Origin of the sequence: Pseudomonas sp. 8209 (assembly GCF_028682105.1) — a bacterium.
In the GTDB taxonomy this organism is placed as follows: Bacteria; Pseudomonadota; Gammaproteobacteria; order Pseudomonadales; family Pseudomonadaceae; genus Aquipseudomonas; species Aquipseudomonas palmensis.
On record NZ_JANIAH010000015.1, the window covers coordinates 45,686 to 62,708 of the forward strand.

Below are 17,023 nucleotides of genomic sequence, written 5' to 3' on the forward strand. Positions count from 1 at the left end.
TGGGCCGCAAAAAAGCCGCGCATCATATCAGCAAGACCGCCACTTTTGGACCAGGACCATGACCGTGCAGCTGATTCACTACGATGCGCTGACCCCGGCCCAGCGCGCAGGCCTGCCCGGCATCGAGGTGCTGGCGGCGCAGCGGGCGTTTTGCGGTGACATCGAGGGCGCGCTGCATACCCTGCTGAACCGGCCCGGCGACGATGTGCGCGGGCTGGCGCTGCTGGTGGGGGGCGTGCCGCAGGGCTTCCTGCTGCTCAAGCGTGGTGCACACCTGCCGCCGTGGGCCCGCCATGATGCGGCCACCTTGCATGCCCTGCAGGTGGACTGGCGGGCGCAGGGGCAGGGGCTTGGCCGCTGGTGCCTGGCGGCGCTGCCGGCGCGGGTGCGCGAAGTGTGGCCGCAGGTGCGTTGCCTGCAACTGTCGGTGGATACCGACAATCAGGCGGCGTTGAGGCTGTACCGCGCGGCGGGGTGGGTGGACAGCGGCGAGGGGTATCGCGGGCGGGTGGGGTATGAGCGGCAGATGACCCTGATGCTTTGATCTGGCTGGCCTCATTGCGGGTCAATCCCGCCCCCACAGATTCAGTGAGGCCCTTGTGGGAGCAGGTTTGACCCGCGACTGGGTGTGCGCGGTCAGCCCTTTTTCTGGGTATGCATGTGATCGCGCCCCGCCAGCGTCGGGAACAGCTTGATCCACACGCCCGTCACCACCAGCGTGCCCACCCCGCCCAGCACCACAGCCGGCACGGTGCCGAACCAGTGCGCCGTGACCCCGGACTCGAACTCGCCCAGCTGGTTCGAGGCGCCGATGAACAACCCGTTCACCGCGCTTACCCGACCACGCATCTCGTCCGGCGTCTCCAGTTGCACGAACGCGCTGCGGATCACCATGCTGATCATGTCCGCCGCGCCCAGCACCGCCAGCACCGCCAGCGAGAACCAGAACGAGGTCGACAGGCCGAAGGCAATGGTCGCCACGCCAAAGACCCCCACCGCCGTGAACATCACCCGCCCGACCTTGCGCTCGATGGGGAAGCGCGCCAGCCACACCGACATCAGCAGCGCCCCCACCGCCGGCGCCGAGCGCAACAGGCCCAGGCCCCACGGGCCGGTCAGCAGGATGTCCTTGGCGAACACCGGCAGCAACGCCGTGGCGCCGCCCAGCAGCACGGCGAACAGGTCCAGCGACACCGCGCCGAGCACGTCCGGGCGGCTGCGAATGAAGCGAATGCCCGCCAGCAGCGATTCCAGGCTCGCCCGGCCCCGGTTGGCCGGCTGGCGGGCGGCGCTCAGGCGCAAGGTCAGGCAGCAGGCGATCACGTACAGCACCACGGTCGGGCCATACACCCACACGCTGCCAAACGCATACAGAAAGCCCCCCAGCGCCGGCGCGACGATGGTCGCCGACTGCATGGCCGAGGCCGACGCGGCCACTGCCCGCGGGAACAGCGCCGAGGGCACCACGTTGGGCAGCAACGCCTGGGTGGCCGGCATCTCGAAAGAGCGCGCACTGCCCAGCAGGAACGCCAGCACGAAGATCAGTTCGCGGGTCACGCTGTGGGTGCTGCTGCCCACCACCAGCGCCAGGGCGATCAGCGCCTGGGCGAACTGGCACAGCGCTGCCACCCGGCGCCGGTCATAGCGGTCGGCCACATGCCCGGTGTGCAGCATGAACAGCACCCGCGGGGCGAATTCCACCAGGCCCACCAGGCCCAGGTCGAGCACGTTGCCGGTCAGCTGATAGAGGTGCCAGCCGATGGCCACGGTGAGCATCTGGAAGCCGCTGGCAGTGAAAATTCGCGCGCACCAGAACGCCAGGAAGGGGCGGTGATGGCGCAGCAGGAGCGGGGCATGGTCTGACATGTGCGATACAGAGCCTTTGCGGGGGCGGCGGGGCAGATTATCACCAGTTTGTAACAGCAGGTTGCGAAAGCCGTCATCCCTGTGCGGTAGGCGCACCGATTCGTGTGTGCGTAAAGGGGGTGAGGCAACCGGTCACGCGGCAAACCACCACACAACCATGCGGCCCGTTCAGGACTATGCTTTCAGGCAATCGTTGACCTGGATCAATTGTTGTTTTTGCAACTGTTTCAAATGCAACGATGTGGCCGGAGGGCCGAACTCCCTGCGATTGCAAGTTTTCAGAACAATTCCAACTCGCCGCACTCAATGACGTAGGGGCAGTTGGCGCCAAGGCCGTGACCCTGACGCCGGATAACCTGACAGAGGAAGCACTATGTTCGGATTAGAGGCTCTAGATCTCGCCCGAATCCAGTTTGCGTTTACGATCTCTTTCCACATCCTGTTCCCGGCCATCACCATCGGCCTGGCGAGTTACCTGGCGGTGCTCGAAGGCCTGTGGCTCAAGACCCACAACAGCGTCTACCGCGACCTGTACCACTTCTGGTCGAAGATCTTTGCCGTCAACTTCGGCATGGGCGTGGTCTCCGGCCTGGTCATGGCGTACCAGTTCGGCACCAACTGGAGCCGCTTCTCGGACTTCGCCGGCTCGATCACCGGGCCGTTGCTGACCTATGAGGTGCTCACCGCGTTCTTCCTCGAAGCGGGCTTTCTGGGGGTCATGCTGTTCGGCTGGAACAAGGTCGGGCGCGGCCTGCACTTCTTCGCCACCATCATGGTCGCCGTCGGCACGCTGATCTCCACCTTCTGGATCCTGGCGTCCAACAGCTGGATGCAGACCCCGCAAGGTTATGAAATCGTCAACGGCGTGGTGATCCCGGTCGACTGGTTCGCGGTGATCTTCAACCCGTCCTTCCCCTACCGCCTGGCGCACATGGCCACGGCAGCATTCGTGGCCACGGCCTTCTTCGTCGGCGCCTCGGCCGCCTGGCACCTGCTGCGCGGCAAGGACAACCCGGCGATTCGCAAGATGCTCTCGATGGCCATGTGGATGGCGCTGATCGTGGCGCCGGTGCAGGCGGTGATCGGTGATTTCCACGGGCTCAACACCCTCAAGCACCAGCCGGTGAAGATCGCCGCCATCGAAGGCCACTGGGAAAACGTCGGCGACGAGCCGACCCCGCTGATCCTGTTCGGCATCCCCGACATGAAGAACGAGACCACCCACTTCAAGCTGGAGATCCCGGCGCTGGGCAGCCTGATCCTGACCCACAGCCTGGACAAGCAGGTGCCGGCGATGAAGGAGTTCCCGCCTGAAGACCGGCCCAACTCCACCGTGGTGTTCTGGTCGTTCCGCATCATGGTCGGGCTGGGCATGCTGATGATCGCCGTGGGCCTGTGGAGCCTGTGGCTGCGCAAGCGCGGCACCCTGTACAGCTCGCGCCCGTTCCTCTACCTGACCCTGTGGATGGGCCCGTCCGGGCTGATCGCAATCCTGGCCGGCTGGTTCACCACCGAGGTCGGTCGCCAGCCGTGGGTGGTGTACGGGCTGATGCGTACCGCCGATGGCGTGTCCAACCACAGCTATGCGCAACTGGGCATCACCCTGGTGATGTTCGTGGTGGTGTACTTCGCGCTGTTCGGCGCGGGGCTCGGCTACATGATGCGTCTGGTGCGCAAGGGGCCGGAAACCGGCGAGGGCGACGAGCCGACCCATGGCGGGCCTGGCCAGCAACGCACCCCGGCGCGGCCGTTGTCGGCTGCCGACGACGACCATGCCGACGACCACGCCAGCCTGAGCAAGGGGAACTGACTCATGGGTATTGATCTTCCGCTTATCTGGGCCGTGATCATCATCTTCGGCATCATGATGTACGTGGTGATGGACGGCTTCGATCTGGGCATTGGCATCCTGTTTCCCTTCGTCAAGGGCGAGCGCGACCGCGATGTGATGATGAACACCGTCGCCCCGGTCTGGGACGGCAACGAGACCTGGCTGGTGCTGGGCGGGGCGGCGCTGTTCGGCGCCTTCCCGCTGGCCTATGCGGTGGTGCTCTCGGCGCTGTACCTGCCGTTGATGCTGATGCTGATGGGGCTGATCTTCCGTGGCGTGGCCTTCGAGTTCCGCTTCAAGGCCAAGGCCGACAAGCGCCACCTGTGGGACAAGGCGTTCATCGGCGGTTCGCTGGCCGCGACCTTCTTCCAGGGCGTGGCACTGGGCGCATTCATCGAAGGCTTCAAGGTGGTCGAACGCAACTACGCAGGCGGCTCGCTGGACTGGCTGACGCCGTTCAGCCTGTTCTGCGGGGTGGGGCTGATCGTGGCCTATGCCTTGCTCGGCTGCACCTGGCTGATCATGAAGACCGAAGGCCCGTTGCAGAGCAAGATGCATGACCTGGCGCGCCCACTGGCCTTCGTGCTGCTGGCCGTGACCGGTGTGGTGAGTATCTGGACGCCGCTGGCGCATCCGGACATCGCCACGCGCTGGTTCAGCCTGCCCAACCTGTTCTGGTTCCTGCCGGTGCCGATCCTGGTGCTGGTCACCCTGTACGGGCTGGTGCGGGCGGTGGCACGCCATGCCCACTACACCCCGTTCCTGCTGACGTTGGTGCTGATCTTCCTGGGCTACAGCGGGCTGGGCATCAGCCTGTGGCCGAACATCATCCCGCCGTCGATCTCGATCTGGGACGCCGCAGCGCCGCCGCAGAGCCAGGGCTTCATGCTGGTGGGCACGCTGTTCATCATCCCGTTCATCCTGGGCTACACCTTCTGGAGCTACTACGTGTTCCGCGGCAAGGTGACCCACGACGACGGCTATCACTAGGAGGGCCTGGCAATGACTGGCAAAGACACCTTCGAACCGGAGAAAAAGCCGCTGATGCAGCGCCTGGGCTGGCTGCTGCTGATCTGGGCAGTGAGCGTGGCAAGCCTGGCCGTGGTGGCCTGGCTGATGCGGATGTTCATGGCGGCGGCGGGCTTGAGTACCCACTGAGCCAAGGTATTTCCCATCCCGCCCTGGGCGGGTTTACACCCTGCGCCGCGTGAGCTGCGCAGGGTTTTTTTTGCCTGTCTCGGCCGCCTGGCGCAGGAGCCGCTTGCCGGCGAAGGTGTCGGCTCCGTACCCGGCCTACTTGCGCGCCTTGAGCACCACGAACTTCGGCGTGGCTGCCACCTGTTCTACTCCCCGGAACAATCGCGCCAACTTGCTGTGATAGCCCAGGTGCCGATTGCCCACGATGTACAGCGCCCCGCCCACCACCAGTGCCTCGCGTGCCTGCTGGAACATGCGCCAGGCGAGAAAGTCCCCCACCACCTGCTGCTGGTGAAACGGCGGGTTGCACAGCACCACGTCCAGCGACTGCGGCGCCTGCCCGGCCAGCCCGTCGTCGGCGCGAACCGTCACGGCTCGCTCGCCCAGCGCCGCCTGCCAGTTCTGCTCGGCCGACTGCACCGCCATGTACGACTCGTCCACCAGGGTGTAGTGCGCCTGCGGGTTGGCCAGCGCGCTGACGATGCCCAGCACGCCGTTGCCGCAGCCAAGGTCGGCCACCCGCGCATCGCCCAGGTCGCGGGGCAGATGTGGCAGGAAGGCACGGGTACCGATATCCAGCCCTTCGCGGCAGAACACATTGGCGTGGTTCACCAGCTCCAGCGGTGGTTGCTCCAGCTTATAACGGGTGGGGTAGGGCGAGGCTGCCGCCGCCCTGGGCTCGGCCGTGGCGATCAGCAGGCGCGCCTTCTTGCGCGCCAGCGATGCCTGCACCGGGCCGATGTACTTCTCCAGCAGGTCGCCGGCTGCCCGTGGCAGGTGCTTGATCATCGCCCCGGCGATTACCTGCGCGCCGGGTGCCAACTGGCCCTGCAGCCGGATCAACTGCTCTTCGAGCAGCGCCAGGGTCTTGGGTACGCGCACCAGCACCCGGTCGAACGGCCCCTGCCAATGCTGGCTGGCGGCGATGAAGGGCACACTGTCGAATGCCTGGCCATTGCGCACCAGGTTCTTCTCCAGTGCCAGCCGGGCCAGGTAGGAGTCGCCGCTGCCCAGCACCTGGGCATGGGCGCGCAGGCTGATGGCCAGCGCGCCGAAGCTGTCGTTGAGTACCAGTACCCGGCTCGTGGCAGGCAGCGCCTGCGCGGCCAGGTGTTCGAGCAGGTACTCGTCGGCCGCGTCGAAGGCCTGCAAGGGGTCGTTGGCGTATTCGGGCTGGCGAAGCAGCTCGAGCTCGGCGAAGGGGGTGATCAACAGGGGCATGGCGTAGGGCTCTGGGCTTTGGCGCGCGCTGGGGCTTGGCGCTGGACGGGCGCAGATTCTACAGCGTTTTTGCAGGTGGGGAGGGGGGTGTTGGCGAGCAGAACCTCAGATCAACCCGTACTGGGTGGCGATGGCGACCGCGCTGGTCTTGTTGGTGGTGTTGAGTTTGCTGGTGATGCTGCGGATATGAAAATTGACCGTGCTTCTGGACAGCGTGAGGATGCAACTGATGTCTTCGGCGGTCTTGCCGGCAGCGGTCCACTGCAGCACCTCGCGTTCCCGGGGCGAGAGTGCCTGCAAACGGGCCTTGGGCGGATGCAACTTGGCAACCATCAGGGTGTGCAGCAGGTTGCACAGCCACAGGGTCTGGGCCGACTTTTCGTACAGTTCCGCCATGCTCACTTCGCCCTGCCGGCGTGATACGCACAGCACGCTTTCGTTGCCGCGCAGGTCTTGGGTGCCCTGGCTCCAACCATGGCACAGGCCATGTTCGCACGCCGTCTGTCGCAACTCGGGGGCTTGCTTGTACAACTGCGGGGACCACAGCACCGGCATGTTCGAATGATGGCAATGCACAAGCACCGGGTCGATGCGCTCGTACTCGTTCTTCTTGTAGAGCTCGTTCCATTCGGCCGGGTAGTTGTTGAACATCATGACCTGCGGGCCTTCGGCGACCGTCCTGCCGTTCAGGCGGTATGCCAGAAACTCCATGTCCAGTTGCTCGGCCAGTGACAGTGCAGTGGCAAACATCTGTTGCTGGTTTTCCTCCTGCGTCAGTTGTTGCAGCTGCTCCTGCTTCCAATATGGCATTTGAGCCTCCGTGCACCTTTACAATTAGTCACCCTGGATCGAGTGTAGGAAAAGTCGCACGTTGTTCTAGGTTTTTTTTGCTATAGAAATGTTCCAGTGCTCTACATAAAAATAGGGTTGTACAACCCGCGTTACATGTTTTGTTACGTGGTTGAAACACATGAGCGTAATGCCATTACATCGCGGCGGTGTTTATCCCGTCAGCTTTGCGCGACACTGTGTTTACCTGAATTGTGGAGCACACCATGACTGCCAGTGCGGAGAAGTTCACCCGCCAGACCCTGCTCGATGTCCAGCCGCTGATCCCCAACCTGTTCAGCCTGCGCGTAACCCGTGATCCCGGCTTTCGGTTCCGGGCCGGCCAGTTTGCTCGCCTGGGCGTGACCCGTGCCGATGGCAGCGTGGTGTGGCGGGCGTACTCGATGGTCTCGTCGCCGTTCGACGAGTACCTGGACTTTTTCTCGATCGTCGTGCCCGGCGGCGAGTTCACCAGTGAGCTGAGCCGGCTGCGTGAGGGTGACCAACTGTTGATCGACCGCCAGGCGTTCGGTTTCCTGACCCTTGATCGCTTCGCCGACGGGCGGGACCTGTGGTTGCTGGCGACCGGTACCGGCATTGCGCCCTTCATGTCGATACTGCAGGACTTCGAAGCCTGGGAGCGGTTCGACACCATCAAGCTGGTCTATTCGGTGCGCGAAGCCAGGGAGCTCGCCTATCAGCAGGAGATCGCCGGCCTGGAGCAGCGCGACTACCTGGCCGAACATGCGGGCAAGCTGCAGTTCATTCCGGTGGTCACCCGCGAGCAACACCCGGGTGCGCTGAACGGGCGTATCACCACCCTGATCGAGAACGGCGAACTGGAGCGTGCGGCCGGCCTGGCGCTGACCCCCGAACATTCGCGGGTGATGCTCTGCGGCAACCCGCAGATGATCGACGACACCCGCCAGGTGCTCAAGGCACGTGATCTTCAGCTGAGCCTCAGCCGCCGGCCGGGCCAGGTGGCGGTGGAAAACTACTGGTAGACAGCACAACGGCGCCCGAAGGCGCCGTTACGGTCAGGCAGGCCCGGTTCAGGGCTGCTGGTTCTGCGCCTTGAGCAGGTCGCGGATTTCGCCCAGCAGTTCTTCTTCCTTGGTGGGTACCGGCGGCAGGGTCGGGGCCACCGCTTCTTCGCGCTTGAGGCGGTTGATCACCTTCACGCCCATGAAGATCGCGAAGGCCACGATCAGAAAGTCGATCACCGTCTGGATGAACTTGCCATAGGCCAGCACCACCGCCGGCGCGTCACCCTCGGCCGCCTTGAGCACCACCGCCAGATCACTGAAGTCCACTCCACCGATCAGCAGGCCCAGGGGGGGCATCACCACATCGCCAACAAACGATGAAACGATTTTGCCGAACGCGGCGCCGATGATGATACCGACGGCCATGTCGACCACGTTGCCCTTGACCGCGAAGGCCTTGAATTCACTGATCACGCCCATGGTTTATTCCCTGTAACAGATGAGATTGGTCATCGCAGTGTAAATCAGCTATGCGCTTCATGCTCCGCGTTGCAGTAAAAGACCCCGGCTATGCCGAATAGTTTTGTCGCCCAGGCGGCGCCCCGCAGCTGGGTCGGCTCGGCTATCATGGCCCCTTTTTCCAGGAGACTGCCCCATGGCCAAGGCCAAGCGCATGTACGGCTGCACCGAGTGCGGCGCGACCTTTCCCAAGTGGGCGGGCCAGTGCGGCGAATGCGGCGCGTGGAACACCCTGGTCGAGACCATGATCGAAAGTGGCGGCGCCGCGGCGCCTGCCGGGCGCACCGGCTGGGCCGGGCAACAGGCGCAGATCAAGACCCTGGCCGAGGTCAGTGTCGAGGAGATCCCGCGTTTCAGCACCGCCAGCGCCGAGCTGGACCGCGTGCTCGGTGGCGGCCTGGTCGATGGGTCGGTGGTGCTGATTGGTGGTGACCCGGGCATCGGCAAGTCCACCATCCTGCTGCAGACCCTGTGCAACATTGCCACGCGCATGCCGGCGCTGTACGTCACCGGGGAAGAATCCCAGCAGCAGGTGGCCATGCGTGCCCGTCGCCTGGGCCTGCCGCAGGATCAGTTGCGGGTGATGACTGAGACCTGCATCGAAACCATCATTGCCACCGCGCGGGTCGAAAAGCCCAAGGTGATGGTGATCGACTCCATCCAGACCATCTTCACCGAACAGTTGCAGTCGGCGCCCGGTGGCGTGTCGCAGGTACGCGAGAGTGCCGCCTTGCTGGTGCGCTATGCCAAGCAGAGCGGCACGGCGATCTTCCTGGTCGGCCACGTGACCAAGGAGGGCGCGTTGGCCGGGCCGCGGGTACTGGAACACATGGTCGACACCGTGCTGTATTTCGAGGGCGAGTCCGACGGTCGCCTGCGCCTGCTGCGCGCGGTGAAGAACCGCTTTGGTGCGGTCAACGAACTGGGCGTGTTCGGCATGACCGACCGCGGCCTCAAGGAAGTCTCCAACCCGTCGGCGATCTTCCTGACCCGTGCCCAGGAGGAAGTGCCGGGCAGCGTGGTGATGGCCACCTGGGAAGGTACCCGGCCGATGCTGGTGGAGGTGCAGGCGCTGGTGGATGAAAGCCACATGGCCAACCCGCGCCGTGTGACCCTGGGCCTGGACCAGAACCGCCTGGCCATGTTGCTGGCGGTGCTGCATCGCCATGGCGGCATCCCCACCCACGACCAGGACGTGTTCCTCAACGTGGTGGGCGGGGTCAAGGTACTGGAGACCGCGTCGGACCTGGCCTTGATGGCGGCGGTGATGTCGAGCCTGCGCAACCGCCCGCTGCCACACGACCTGCTGGTGTTCGGCGAGGTGGGCCTGTCCGGTGAAGTGCGCCCGGTGCCGAGCGGGCAGGAGCGCCTGAAGGAGGCCGCCAAGCACGGCTTCAAGCGCGCCATCGTGCCCAAGGGCAACGCGCCCAAGGAAGCGCCGCCGGGGCTGCAGGTGATTGCGGTGACGCGCCTGGAGCAGGCGTTGGATGCGTTGTTTGAATAAAATGTAATCAATTTGCCGTGATGGCAAATTGGCACCATTGTTCTGTCTCTCTACTATCGCGCCTTCGTTTTTTGCTTCCAGGGATGGGAAGATGGCGTTTTTGGTATCTGGCACAAAGCTGTCCTGCTTCTGGCTGTTGTTGGGCATCCTTGCTGGCCCTGTATCGGCCGCGAGCTTGCCGGGTGACCAGGAACTGATTCGCGAGCGTCAGGGGCGGTTGCTTGAAGAGCAGCAGCGGCGCCTGCAGGAACTCAAGGAGCTGCCTGGCAGCACCGCCCCTACCCAGACTGCACCGGCGCCGGCCGATGCCCGCTGCTTTATTAAATATGGAGTTCTGCGATGAGTCTTACTATCTTGGAGTTTGCAAGATCGTATGTAGCAGGAAGACTGACAGCCAAAGTTTTTTCTGAGGCGTATATTGAGCTTTGGAAAATTGAGCGAGATAGGAATGTCCTTCAGCTCGATGAGCCTTCGTTGAGCGAGTGCTTGTCCAGCATTTTTTGTGCTGCGGATATGTACGAGCCAGATGAATCAAGGGAAGAGTATGAGCTTGACGATGAAATGCTTAAATCTAAGGTCGCGAGCTTGATGCAAAAAATAGTCACTGATTAGTTTGTGCAAAAGCAACCTCTCCTCTCGCAACAGATCTTGGGAAGGCTTCATTTGATGCTGCTAATGGGGGCCTAACAATGTACTTCCCGAAAGTGACGATGAATGCCGGTGAGGTCATATTTGACGACTTTACTGTTGGTACATCGAAAGGTTTTATTGGCAATGGTCCCGGTGGGGCTGCCGAGTTAGTTGGACCGCTTAAAAAAACTCCTACAATATACCCAATCTCAAGGAGGCAAGACGGTCACTATTAAAGGCTGTTATGCATCAGAGGTAGGCGCAGCATTAGGGGCTGGAAAAGGGGGGAGCAGTTATCTTTTAGTTTTCCCCGCTACCAAAGAAGGTCTTAGAGATTTTTTGAAGGGTCTCAAATAGATGGGTCATCAAAAAACAGTATGCAAGCATCTTGAAAATATTATTGTGTCTGGTTGTGGAGATTATATGTCTCTCAGTTATGGTTTAAGTTAGGGGCGTATCGAATAGATTTCGACGGCGGCGTTTTGAAGTTATTTGAAAAGGATATAATTGTAAGTCGTCAGAAATAAAACATTGAAGTGTTGTATTCTGATATTTATAAAATTCGCTTTCCGATGGCCAACAGGCACACACAAAAAGGGCCGGTGCACGTGCACCAGCCCTTCCTCATCAACCGAGCACTATCAATGCTCAGCCACCGTCTCTCGCCTTACTACCTGCCCCCCATGCTCATCCTTCTCCAGCAACGGAATCTCCTTGCCCTCGGCATCGAACAGCTTGCCGTCTTCGAAGTAGTCGCCGTCACGCAGCCCGGAAATGTCCGAGTAGTTCAGCGTGCGCTCGGAGGCGGCCACGAACACCGACTGATGATCGGAGTTGCCGGTCTTGAAGTGGTTGAACACCAGGTTCAGCAGAATCGCCATGATCGCCGACGAGCTGATGCCGGAGTGGAAGATGGTCTCGAACCAGTTCGGGAACTGCGCGTAGAAGTTGGGCGCGGCAATCGGGATCATGCCGAAGCCCAGTGAGGCGGCCACGATGATCAGGTTCATGTTGTTGCGGTAGTCCACCTTGGACAGCGTGCGGATACCACTGGCCGCCACGGTGCCGAACAGCACGATCCCCGCGCCACCCAGTACCGAGGTCGGTACGGCGGCAATCACCCGGCCCATGATCGGCAGCAGGCCCAGCACCACCAGGATCACGCCACCGGTAGCCACCACGTAGCGGCTCTTCACCCCGGTCACGGCCACCAGGCCGACGTTCTGGGCGAATGCGCTCTGGGTGAACGAACCGAAGATCGGCGCCAGGATGCTCGAGGCCATGTCGGCACGCAGGCCATCGCCCAGGCGCTTGGAGTCGACCTTGGTGTCGATGATCTCACCTACCGCGAGGATGTCGGCCGAGGTTTCCACCAGGGTCACCATGATCACGATGCACATCGACAGGATGGCCGCGATATGGAAGGTCGGCATGCCGAAGTGGAACGGGGTAGGGAAGGCCACCAGCGGACCTTCGAGCACCTTGCTGAAATCAGCCATGCCCAGCGACCAGGCGATCAGGGTGCCGAACACCATTGCCAGCAGGATCGACAGCCGCGAGATCGCCGCGCTGCCCAGCTTGCTCAGTATCAGCACGATCAGGAAGGTCACCGCCGCCAGGCCGATGTTGGACATGCTGCCAAAGTCCGGTGCCTTGCTGTTGCCGCCCATGACCCAGCGCGCCGCGACCGGCATCAGGGTCAGGCCGATGGTGGTGATCACGATGCCGGTCACCAGTGGCGGGAAGAACTTGGTGATGCGCGAGAACACCGGGGTGATCAGAAACCCGATCAACGAGGCCGCCATCACCGCGCCCAGCACTCCCGGCAGGCCGCCGCCGCCCTCGCTGCTGAGAATCGCGCCCATGGTGGCCACGCCGGCAAACGAAACGCCCTGTACCAGCGGCAACTGGCAACCGAAGAACGGCAGGCCCAGGGTCTGCAGCAGGGTCGCCAGGCCACCGGCAAACAGCGATGCGGCAATCAGCAGGCCGATGTCGGCCGGGCCCAGGCCGGCCGCCTGGCCGAGAATCAGCGGTACCGCGACGATACCGCCGTACATGGTGAGTACGTGTTGCAGCCCGTACGCCAGGTTGGCGCCGAGCCCCAGGTTCTCGTCTTCAGGACGTGATGCCGTGGACGTGTCGGGGGAGGACGTAGTCATGGGAGCAGGTTCTCTGTTTTATTGTTGTGGCGCTACTGTAGACAACTCGTGCCATTCATTGCCAGAACAATTGTATACAATTTTTAGATTGGCACAGGAACAGTCAGGTCATTGGTTTGGGTGCAGGCGTGGATGCAGTTATCGTTCCAACACGCAGCACCAGGCCCGCCAGGGCTGGGTCCGGTGGCATGAACGGCTGTTTGAAAGCTGTCTGGGTGGACAGGAAGGCGGGGCGGGGTCAGGTCGGTAGCGGGCTAAAAGATTTCAAATGTCGATGAGTTGATGGAATTCGCGCTCCAGTTCGGTGCGATCGGCCAGGTTGAGCTCCACCAGGCGGCACAGGTGCTCCAGCGAATCGAGGTCGATGTGCTCGCAGATAAACCCCAGCTGGGTGTCGTCGACATGGCGCAGTTCCACCGTCATGGTGACAAACGCCTCTTCACCCAGGCGTATCTGCGCAGCGAACGGCCGCTCGAGGTCGGCGTCCCAGGCCTTGGGCGCCTCGATCAGCAGGCCCTTGAGCGACAGGTCGAGCAGGTTGACCGGCCAGCGTCGTTCGCCCTGGAGCAGTTCGGTCGGTGCATCGAAGGGTATGCGCTGGAAGCGCCGGCGTTCTGGGTGATCGCTCATGGTGAAGGCCCTTTGCAGTAGAACCTGGCTGGAACCTGACTGACTATAGCTCAGGGCTTGCCAGCATGATCGCGAACGCGCATAACGAGACTGTGGGCGGGGCTGCAGGCTCTAGACCAAAGCAAGTATGGCAATGCGCCAAGACTCGCCCTAGACTCGATGGGCGGTCTTTCATATCCACTAGCTGGAAGCAAACCATGAACAACAATAATAGCCTGCTACGCCATATACCATGGCTGCTGCTGGCAGTCCTGGGGGCCTGTGCGCTGGGTGTGGTTGCCCTGCGCCGTGGCGAAGCGATCAACGCCTTGTGGATTGTGGTTGCCTCGGTAGCCCTCTACCTGGTCGCCTACCGTTACTACAGTCTGTTCATCGCCACCAAGGTGATGCAGCTGGACCCGCGCCGGGCCACCCCGGCGGTGCTCAACAACGATGGTCTGGACTACGTGCCGACCAACAAGCACATCCTGTTCGGTCACCACTTCGCGGCCATCGCCGGCGCTGGCCCGCTGGTGGGCCCGGTACTGGCTGCGCAGATGGGCTATCTGCCCGGTACGCTCTGGCTGATCGCCGGCGTGGTACTGGCCGGTGCAGTGCAGGACTTCATGATCCTGTTCCTGTCCACCCGCCGCAACGGTCGCTCGCTGGGCGACATGGTGCGTGAGGAAATGGGCCGCATTCCCGGCACCATCGCCCTGTTCGGCTGCTTCCTGATCATGATCATCATCCTTGCGGTGCTGGCGCTGATCGTGGTCAAGGCCCTGGCCGAAAGCCCATGGGGCATGTTCACGGTGATGGCGACCATCCCCATCGCGATGTTCATGGGCGTGTACATGCGTTATATCCGCCCGGGCCGCATCGGCGAGATCTCGCTGATCGGTGTGGTGCTGCTGTTGCTGTCCATCTGGCTGGGGGGCCTGGTGGCCGCCGATCCGGTGTGGGGCCCGGCGTTCACCTTCACCGGCGTGCAGATCACCTGGATGCTTGTGGGCTATGGCTTCGTCGCCGCCGTGCTGCCGGTATGGCTGGTGCTGGCGCCGCGTGACTACCTCTCTACCTTCCTCAAGATCGGTACCATCATTGCCCTGGCCATCGGCATCCTGGTGCTGGCGCCCGAGCTGAAGATGCCGGCGCTGACCCAGTTCACCGACGGCACCGGCCCGGTGTGGAAGGGCACCCTGTTCCCGTTCCTGTTCATTACCATCGCCTGTGGCGCGGTATCGGGTTTCCATGCGCTGATCTCCTCGGGCACCACGCCCAAGCTGCTGGACAACGAAGTCAACGCCCGCTACATCGGCTATGGCGGCATGCTGATGGAGTCGTTCGTCGCGATCATGGCCATGGTTGCCGCCTCGGTGATCGAGCCGGGCGTGTACTTCGCCATGAACAGCCCGGCCGCGGTGGTCGGTGCCGACGTGGTGTCGGTGGCGCAGACAGTCAGCAGTTGGGGCTTTGCCATCACCCCCGAGCAGCTCGAGGCGGTCGCCCGGGACATCGGCGAGCACACCGTGCTGGCCCGTGCCGGTGGTGCGCCGACCCTGGCGGTGGGTATCGCACAGATCCTGCACCAGGTACTACCGGGTGAAAACACCATGGCGTTCTGGTACCACTTCGCGATCCTGTTCGAAGCCCTGTTCATCCTCACTGCGGTAGACGCCGGTACGCGTGCCGGGCGCTTCATGCTGCAGGACCTGCTGGGCTCGTTCGTGCCGGCGCTCAAGCGCACCGAGTCGTGGGGCGCCAACCTGCTCGCCACCGCCGGCTGTGTGGCGTTGTGGGGCTACCTGCTGTACCAGGGCGTGATCGACCCGCTGGGTGGCATCAACACCTTGTGGCCGCTGTTCGGCATCTCCAACCAGATGCTGGCCGGTATCGCGCTGATGCTCGGCACCGTGGTGCTGATCAAGATGAAGCGCCAGCAGTACATGTGGGTCACCCTGGTGCCGGCGGTATGGCTGCTGATCTGCACCACCACCGCAGGCTTCATCAAGCTGTTCGACCCGAACCCGGCGGTGGGCTTCCTGGCCCTGGCCAACAAGTACAGCGCGGCGCTGGACGCCGGTCAGGTACTGGCCCCGGCCAAGGACATCGCGCAGATGCAGCACGTGATCTTCAACGCGTACACCAACGCGACGCTGACCGCGCTGTTCCTGTTCGTGGTGTTCAGCATCCTGTTCTTCGCGCTCAAGGTCGGTATCCGCGCCTTGAACAAGAAAGAACGTACCGACAAGGAATCGCCGTTCCAGGCCTTGCCGGACGCGTAAACCAAGAGGATTGCAGACATGTTCAACGATCTCGGTCGACTGGGTAAGTACCTGGGGCAGGCAGCCCGCCTGATGGTCGGCATGCCCGACTACGACAATTACGTCGAGCATATGCAAACCCGGCACCCCGACCTGCCGCCGATGACCTACGAGGAGTTCTTCCGGGAACGCCAGGAGGCGCGCTACGGCGGCAAGGGCGGGCCCAAGTGCTGTTGAAAGACGGCACCGCCCGCGTGTGACAAACCTGTGGGAGCCCGGGCAGCCGGGCTCCCACAGTCATTTCAGTGTTCAGGAGATTTTCCGTGCAACCCATTCCCGTCACCGTGCTCAGCGGTTTTCTGGGGGCCGGCAAGACCACCTTGCTGCGCCACCTGCTCAAGGCCGAGCACGGCCTGAAAATCGCCGTGATCGAAAACGAGTTCAGCGACGCCGGCATCGACACCCAACTGCTGGGCGACGAACCGGTGCAGGTCATGACCCTGGCCAACGGCTGCGTATGCTGCACCATCCACACCGACCTGACCAAGGCGCTGTTCCTGCTGCTGGAGCGTCTGGACAGCGGCGAAATCGCCTTCGACCGGCTGGTGATCGAGTGCACCGGCCTGGCCGACCCGGCACCGGTGGCGCAGACCTTCTTCATCGACGAAGAGCTGCGCGAGCGCTACATCCTCGACGGCATCATCACCCTGGTGGATGCCGCGCATGCCGACCTGCACCTGACCCAGACCATCGCCCAGGCCCAGGTCGGGTTTGCCGATCGCCTGCTGGTGAGCAAGACCGACCTGGTCGATGCGGCCGCGTTCGAGGCTTTGAGCCAGCGCCTGGCGCGGATCAACCGACGTGCGCCGATCCGTGTGGTGGACAACGGCAGGATCGACCTGGCCGAGCTGCTGGATGTGCGCGGGTTCAACCTCAACGCCAGCCTCAACCTGCGGCCTGTTGTGGCGGCGGGCAACAGCCTGGACCGGATCTCCAGCATGGTGCTGCGTACCGATGTGCCGCTGGATATCGACCGGCTGAGCGAGTTCATGAACCAATTGCTGGAGGCGCATGGCAAGCAGCTATTGCGCTACAAGGGCGTGTTGAACATTGCTGGCGAGGATCGGCGGCTGGTGTTTCAGGGCGTGCTGAAGCTCTATGGCTTCGACTGGGATACCGAGTGGGCCGAAGGCGAACAGCGCGAGAGTGTGATGGTGTTCATTGCCGATGACCTGCCCGAGGCGAAGATTCGCGAGGGGTTCGAGGCCTTGAGTCGCCCCTGAGGGCCCATCGCGGGTCAAGCCCGCTCCCACAGGTTTACTACCCATCTGGAGGGCTATGAAATCCTGTGGGAGCGGGCTTGACCCGCGATGCCACAAAAAAGCCCGGCTGGGAGCCGGGCTTTT

Annotated in this window: 17 protein-coding genes; 11 read left to right on the plus strand and 6 right to left on the minus strand. The window is 62.8% G+C overall.

The window, feature by feature from the left end:
- The first annotated feature begins 58 nt into the window (after positions 1–58).
- Positions 59–544, plus strand: coding sequence for a GNAT family N-acetyltransferase (locus NP552_RS25465; protein ID WP_054916561.1), 486 nt, complete (start codon positions 59–61; stop codon positions 542–544).
- 92 nt (positions 545–636) lie between these two features.
- Here NP552_RS25465 and NP552_RS25470 read toward each other — a convergent pair whose 3' ends face one another.
- The gene (locus NP552_RS25470) at positions 637–1,866 is read right to left on the minus strand and encodes an MFS transporter (protein ID WP_274097298.1); all 1,230 of its coding nucleotides are present in this window, start codon (positions 1,864–1,866) and stop codon (positions 637–639) included.
- Between the two features lie 373 nt (positions 1,867–2,239).
- On the opposite strand from NP552_RS25470, the gene NP552_RS25475 reads away from it, so the two are divergent.
- The 3 genes from NP552_RS25475 to NP552_RS25485 are packed head-to-tail and all read left to right on the plus strand — an operon-like array spanning position 2,240 to position 4,855.
- Entirely contained in the window at positions 2,240–3,676 is a 1,437-nt protein-coding gene (locus NP552_RS25475) for a cytochrome ubiquinol oxidase subunit I (protein ID WP_043860578.1), read from the plus strand.
- A gap of 3 nt (positions 3,677–3,679) precedes the next feature.
- Positions 3,680–4,687: a cytochrome d ubiquinol oxidase subunit II gene (gene cydB / locus NP552_RS25480; RefSeq protein WP_043860577.1), complete on the plus strand. Its 1,008-nt coding sequence runs from the start codon at positions 3,680–3,682 to the stop codon at positions 4,685–4,687.
- Positions 4,688–4,699: 12 nt separating this feature from the next.
- Positions 4,700–4,855 carry a DUF2474 domain-containing protein gene (locus NP552_RS25485; protein ID WP_043860576.1) on the plus strand — a complete coding sequence of 52 codons (156 nt, stop codon included), beginning with the start codon at positions 4,700–4,702 and terminating at the stop codon, positions 4,853–4,855.
- 135 nt (positions 4,856–4,990) lie between these two features.
- On the opposite strand, the gene NP552_RS25490 is transcribed toward NP552_RS25485, so the two are convergent.
- Positions 4,991–6,115 carry a methyltransferase gene (locus NP552_RS25490; protein ID WP_100634987.1) on the minus strand — a complete coding sequence of 375 codons (1,125 nt, stop codon included), beginning with the start codon at positions 6,113–6,115 and terminating at the stop codon, positions 4,991–4,993.
- 105 nt (positions 6,116–6,220) lie between these two features.
- Positions 6,221–6,925, minus strand: a complete 705-nt coding sequence (locus NP552_RS25495) for an autoinducer binding domain-containing protein (RefSeq protein ID WP_274097299.1) — start codon at positions 6,923–6,925, stop codon at positions 6,221–6,223.
- A gap of 245 nt (positions 6,926–7,170) precedes the next feature.
- Between NP552_RS25495 and NP552_RS25500 the strand changes: the two genes are divergently transcribed.
- Positions 7,171–7,947, plus strand: a complete 777-nt coding sequence (locus NP552_RS25500) for a ferredoxin--NADP reductase (protein ID WP_274097300.1) — start codon at positions 7,171–7,173, stop codon at positions 7,945–7,947.
- 48 nt (positions 7,948–7,995) lie between these two features.
- On the opposite strand, the gene mscL is transcribed toward NP552_RS25500, so the two are convergent.
- Positions 7,996–8,409, minus strand: coding sequence for a large-conductance mechanosensitive channel protein MscL (mscL, locus tag NP552_RS25505; protein WP_054916565.1), 414 nt, complete (start codon positions 8,407–8,409; stop codon positions 7,996–7,998).
- Between the two features lie 175 nt (positions 8,410–8,584).
- Here mscL and radA point away from each other — a divergent pair, with 175 nt between their 5' ends.
- From radA to NP552_RS25520, 3 genes are all read left to right on the plus strand, one after another.
- On the plus strand, positions 8,585–9,952 hold the full coding sequence (gene radA, locus NP552_RS25510; RefSeq protein ID WP_054916566.1) for a DNA repair protein RadA: 1,368 nt from the start codon (positions 8,585–8,587) through the stop codon (positions 9,950–9,952).
- A gap of 91 nt (positions 9,953–10,043) precedes the next feature.
- Entirely contained in the window at positions 10,044–10,295 is a 252-nt protein-coding gene (locus NP552_RS25515) for a hypothetical protein (protein ID WP_043860570.1), read from the plus strand.
- Entirely contained in the window at positions 10,292–10,564 is a 273-nt protein-coding gene (locus tag NP552_RS25520) for a colicin immunity domain-containing protein (protein WP_058540735.1), read from the plus strand. The genes NP552_RS25515 and NP552_RS25520 overlap by 4 nt, the downstream gene beginning before the upstream one ends.
- Positions 10,565–11,223: 659 nt before the next feature.
- Here NP552_RS25520 and NP552_RS25525 read toward each other — a convergent pair.
- Both NP552_RS25525 and NP552_RS25530 read right to left on the minus strand, forming a co-directional pair.
- Entirely contained in the window at positions 11,224–12,744 is a 1,521-nt protein-coding gene (locus NP552_RS25525) for a nucleobase:cation symporter-2 family protein (protein WP_043860568.1), read from the minus strand.
- A 264-nt stretch (positions 12,745–13,008) separates the two neighbouring features.
- Positions 13,009–13,374 (minus strand): PilZ domain-containing protein, encoded by a 366-nt coding sequence (locus NP552_RS25530; RefSeq protein WP_058540734.1) that lies wholly within the window; start codon positions 13,372–13,374, stop codon positions 13,009–13,011.
- A gap of 197 nt (positions 13,375–13,571) precedes the next feature.
- Here NP552_RS25530 and NP552_RS25535 point away from each other — a divergent pair, with 197 nt between their 5' ends.
- From NP552_RS25535 to yjiA, 3 genes are all read left to right on the plus strand, one after another.
- The gene (locus NP552_RS25535) at positions 13,572–15,638 is read left to right on the plus strand and encodes a carbon starvation CstA family protein (protein WP_043860566.1); all 2,067 of its coding nucleotides are present in this window, start codon (positions 13,572–13,574) and stop codon (positions 15,636–15,638) included.
- Positions 15,639–15,656: 18 nt separating this feature from the next.
- Positions 15,657–15,854: a YbdD/YjiX family protein gene (locus NP552_RS25540; protein ID WP_043860565.1), complete on the plus strand. Its 198-nt coding sequence runs from the start codon at positions 15,657–15,659 to the stop codon at positions 15,852–15,854.
- 62 nt (positions 15,855–15,916) lie between these two features.
- A complete protein-coding gene (gene yjiA / locus NP552_RS25545) occupies positions 15,917–16,900 on the plus strand; it encodes a GTPase (RefSeq protein WP_443201043.1) in 984 nt (327 codons plus the stop codon).
- Positions 16,901–17,023 lie beyond the last annotated feature (123 nt).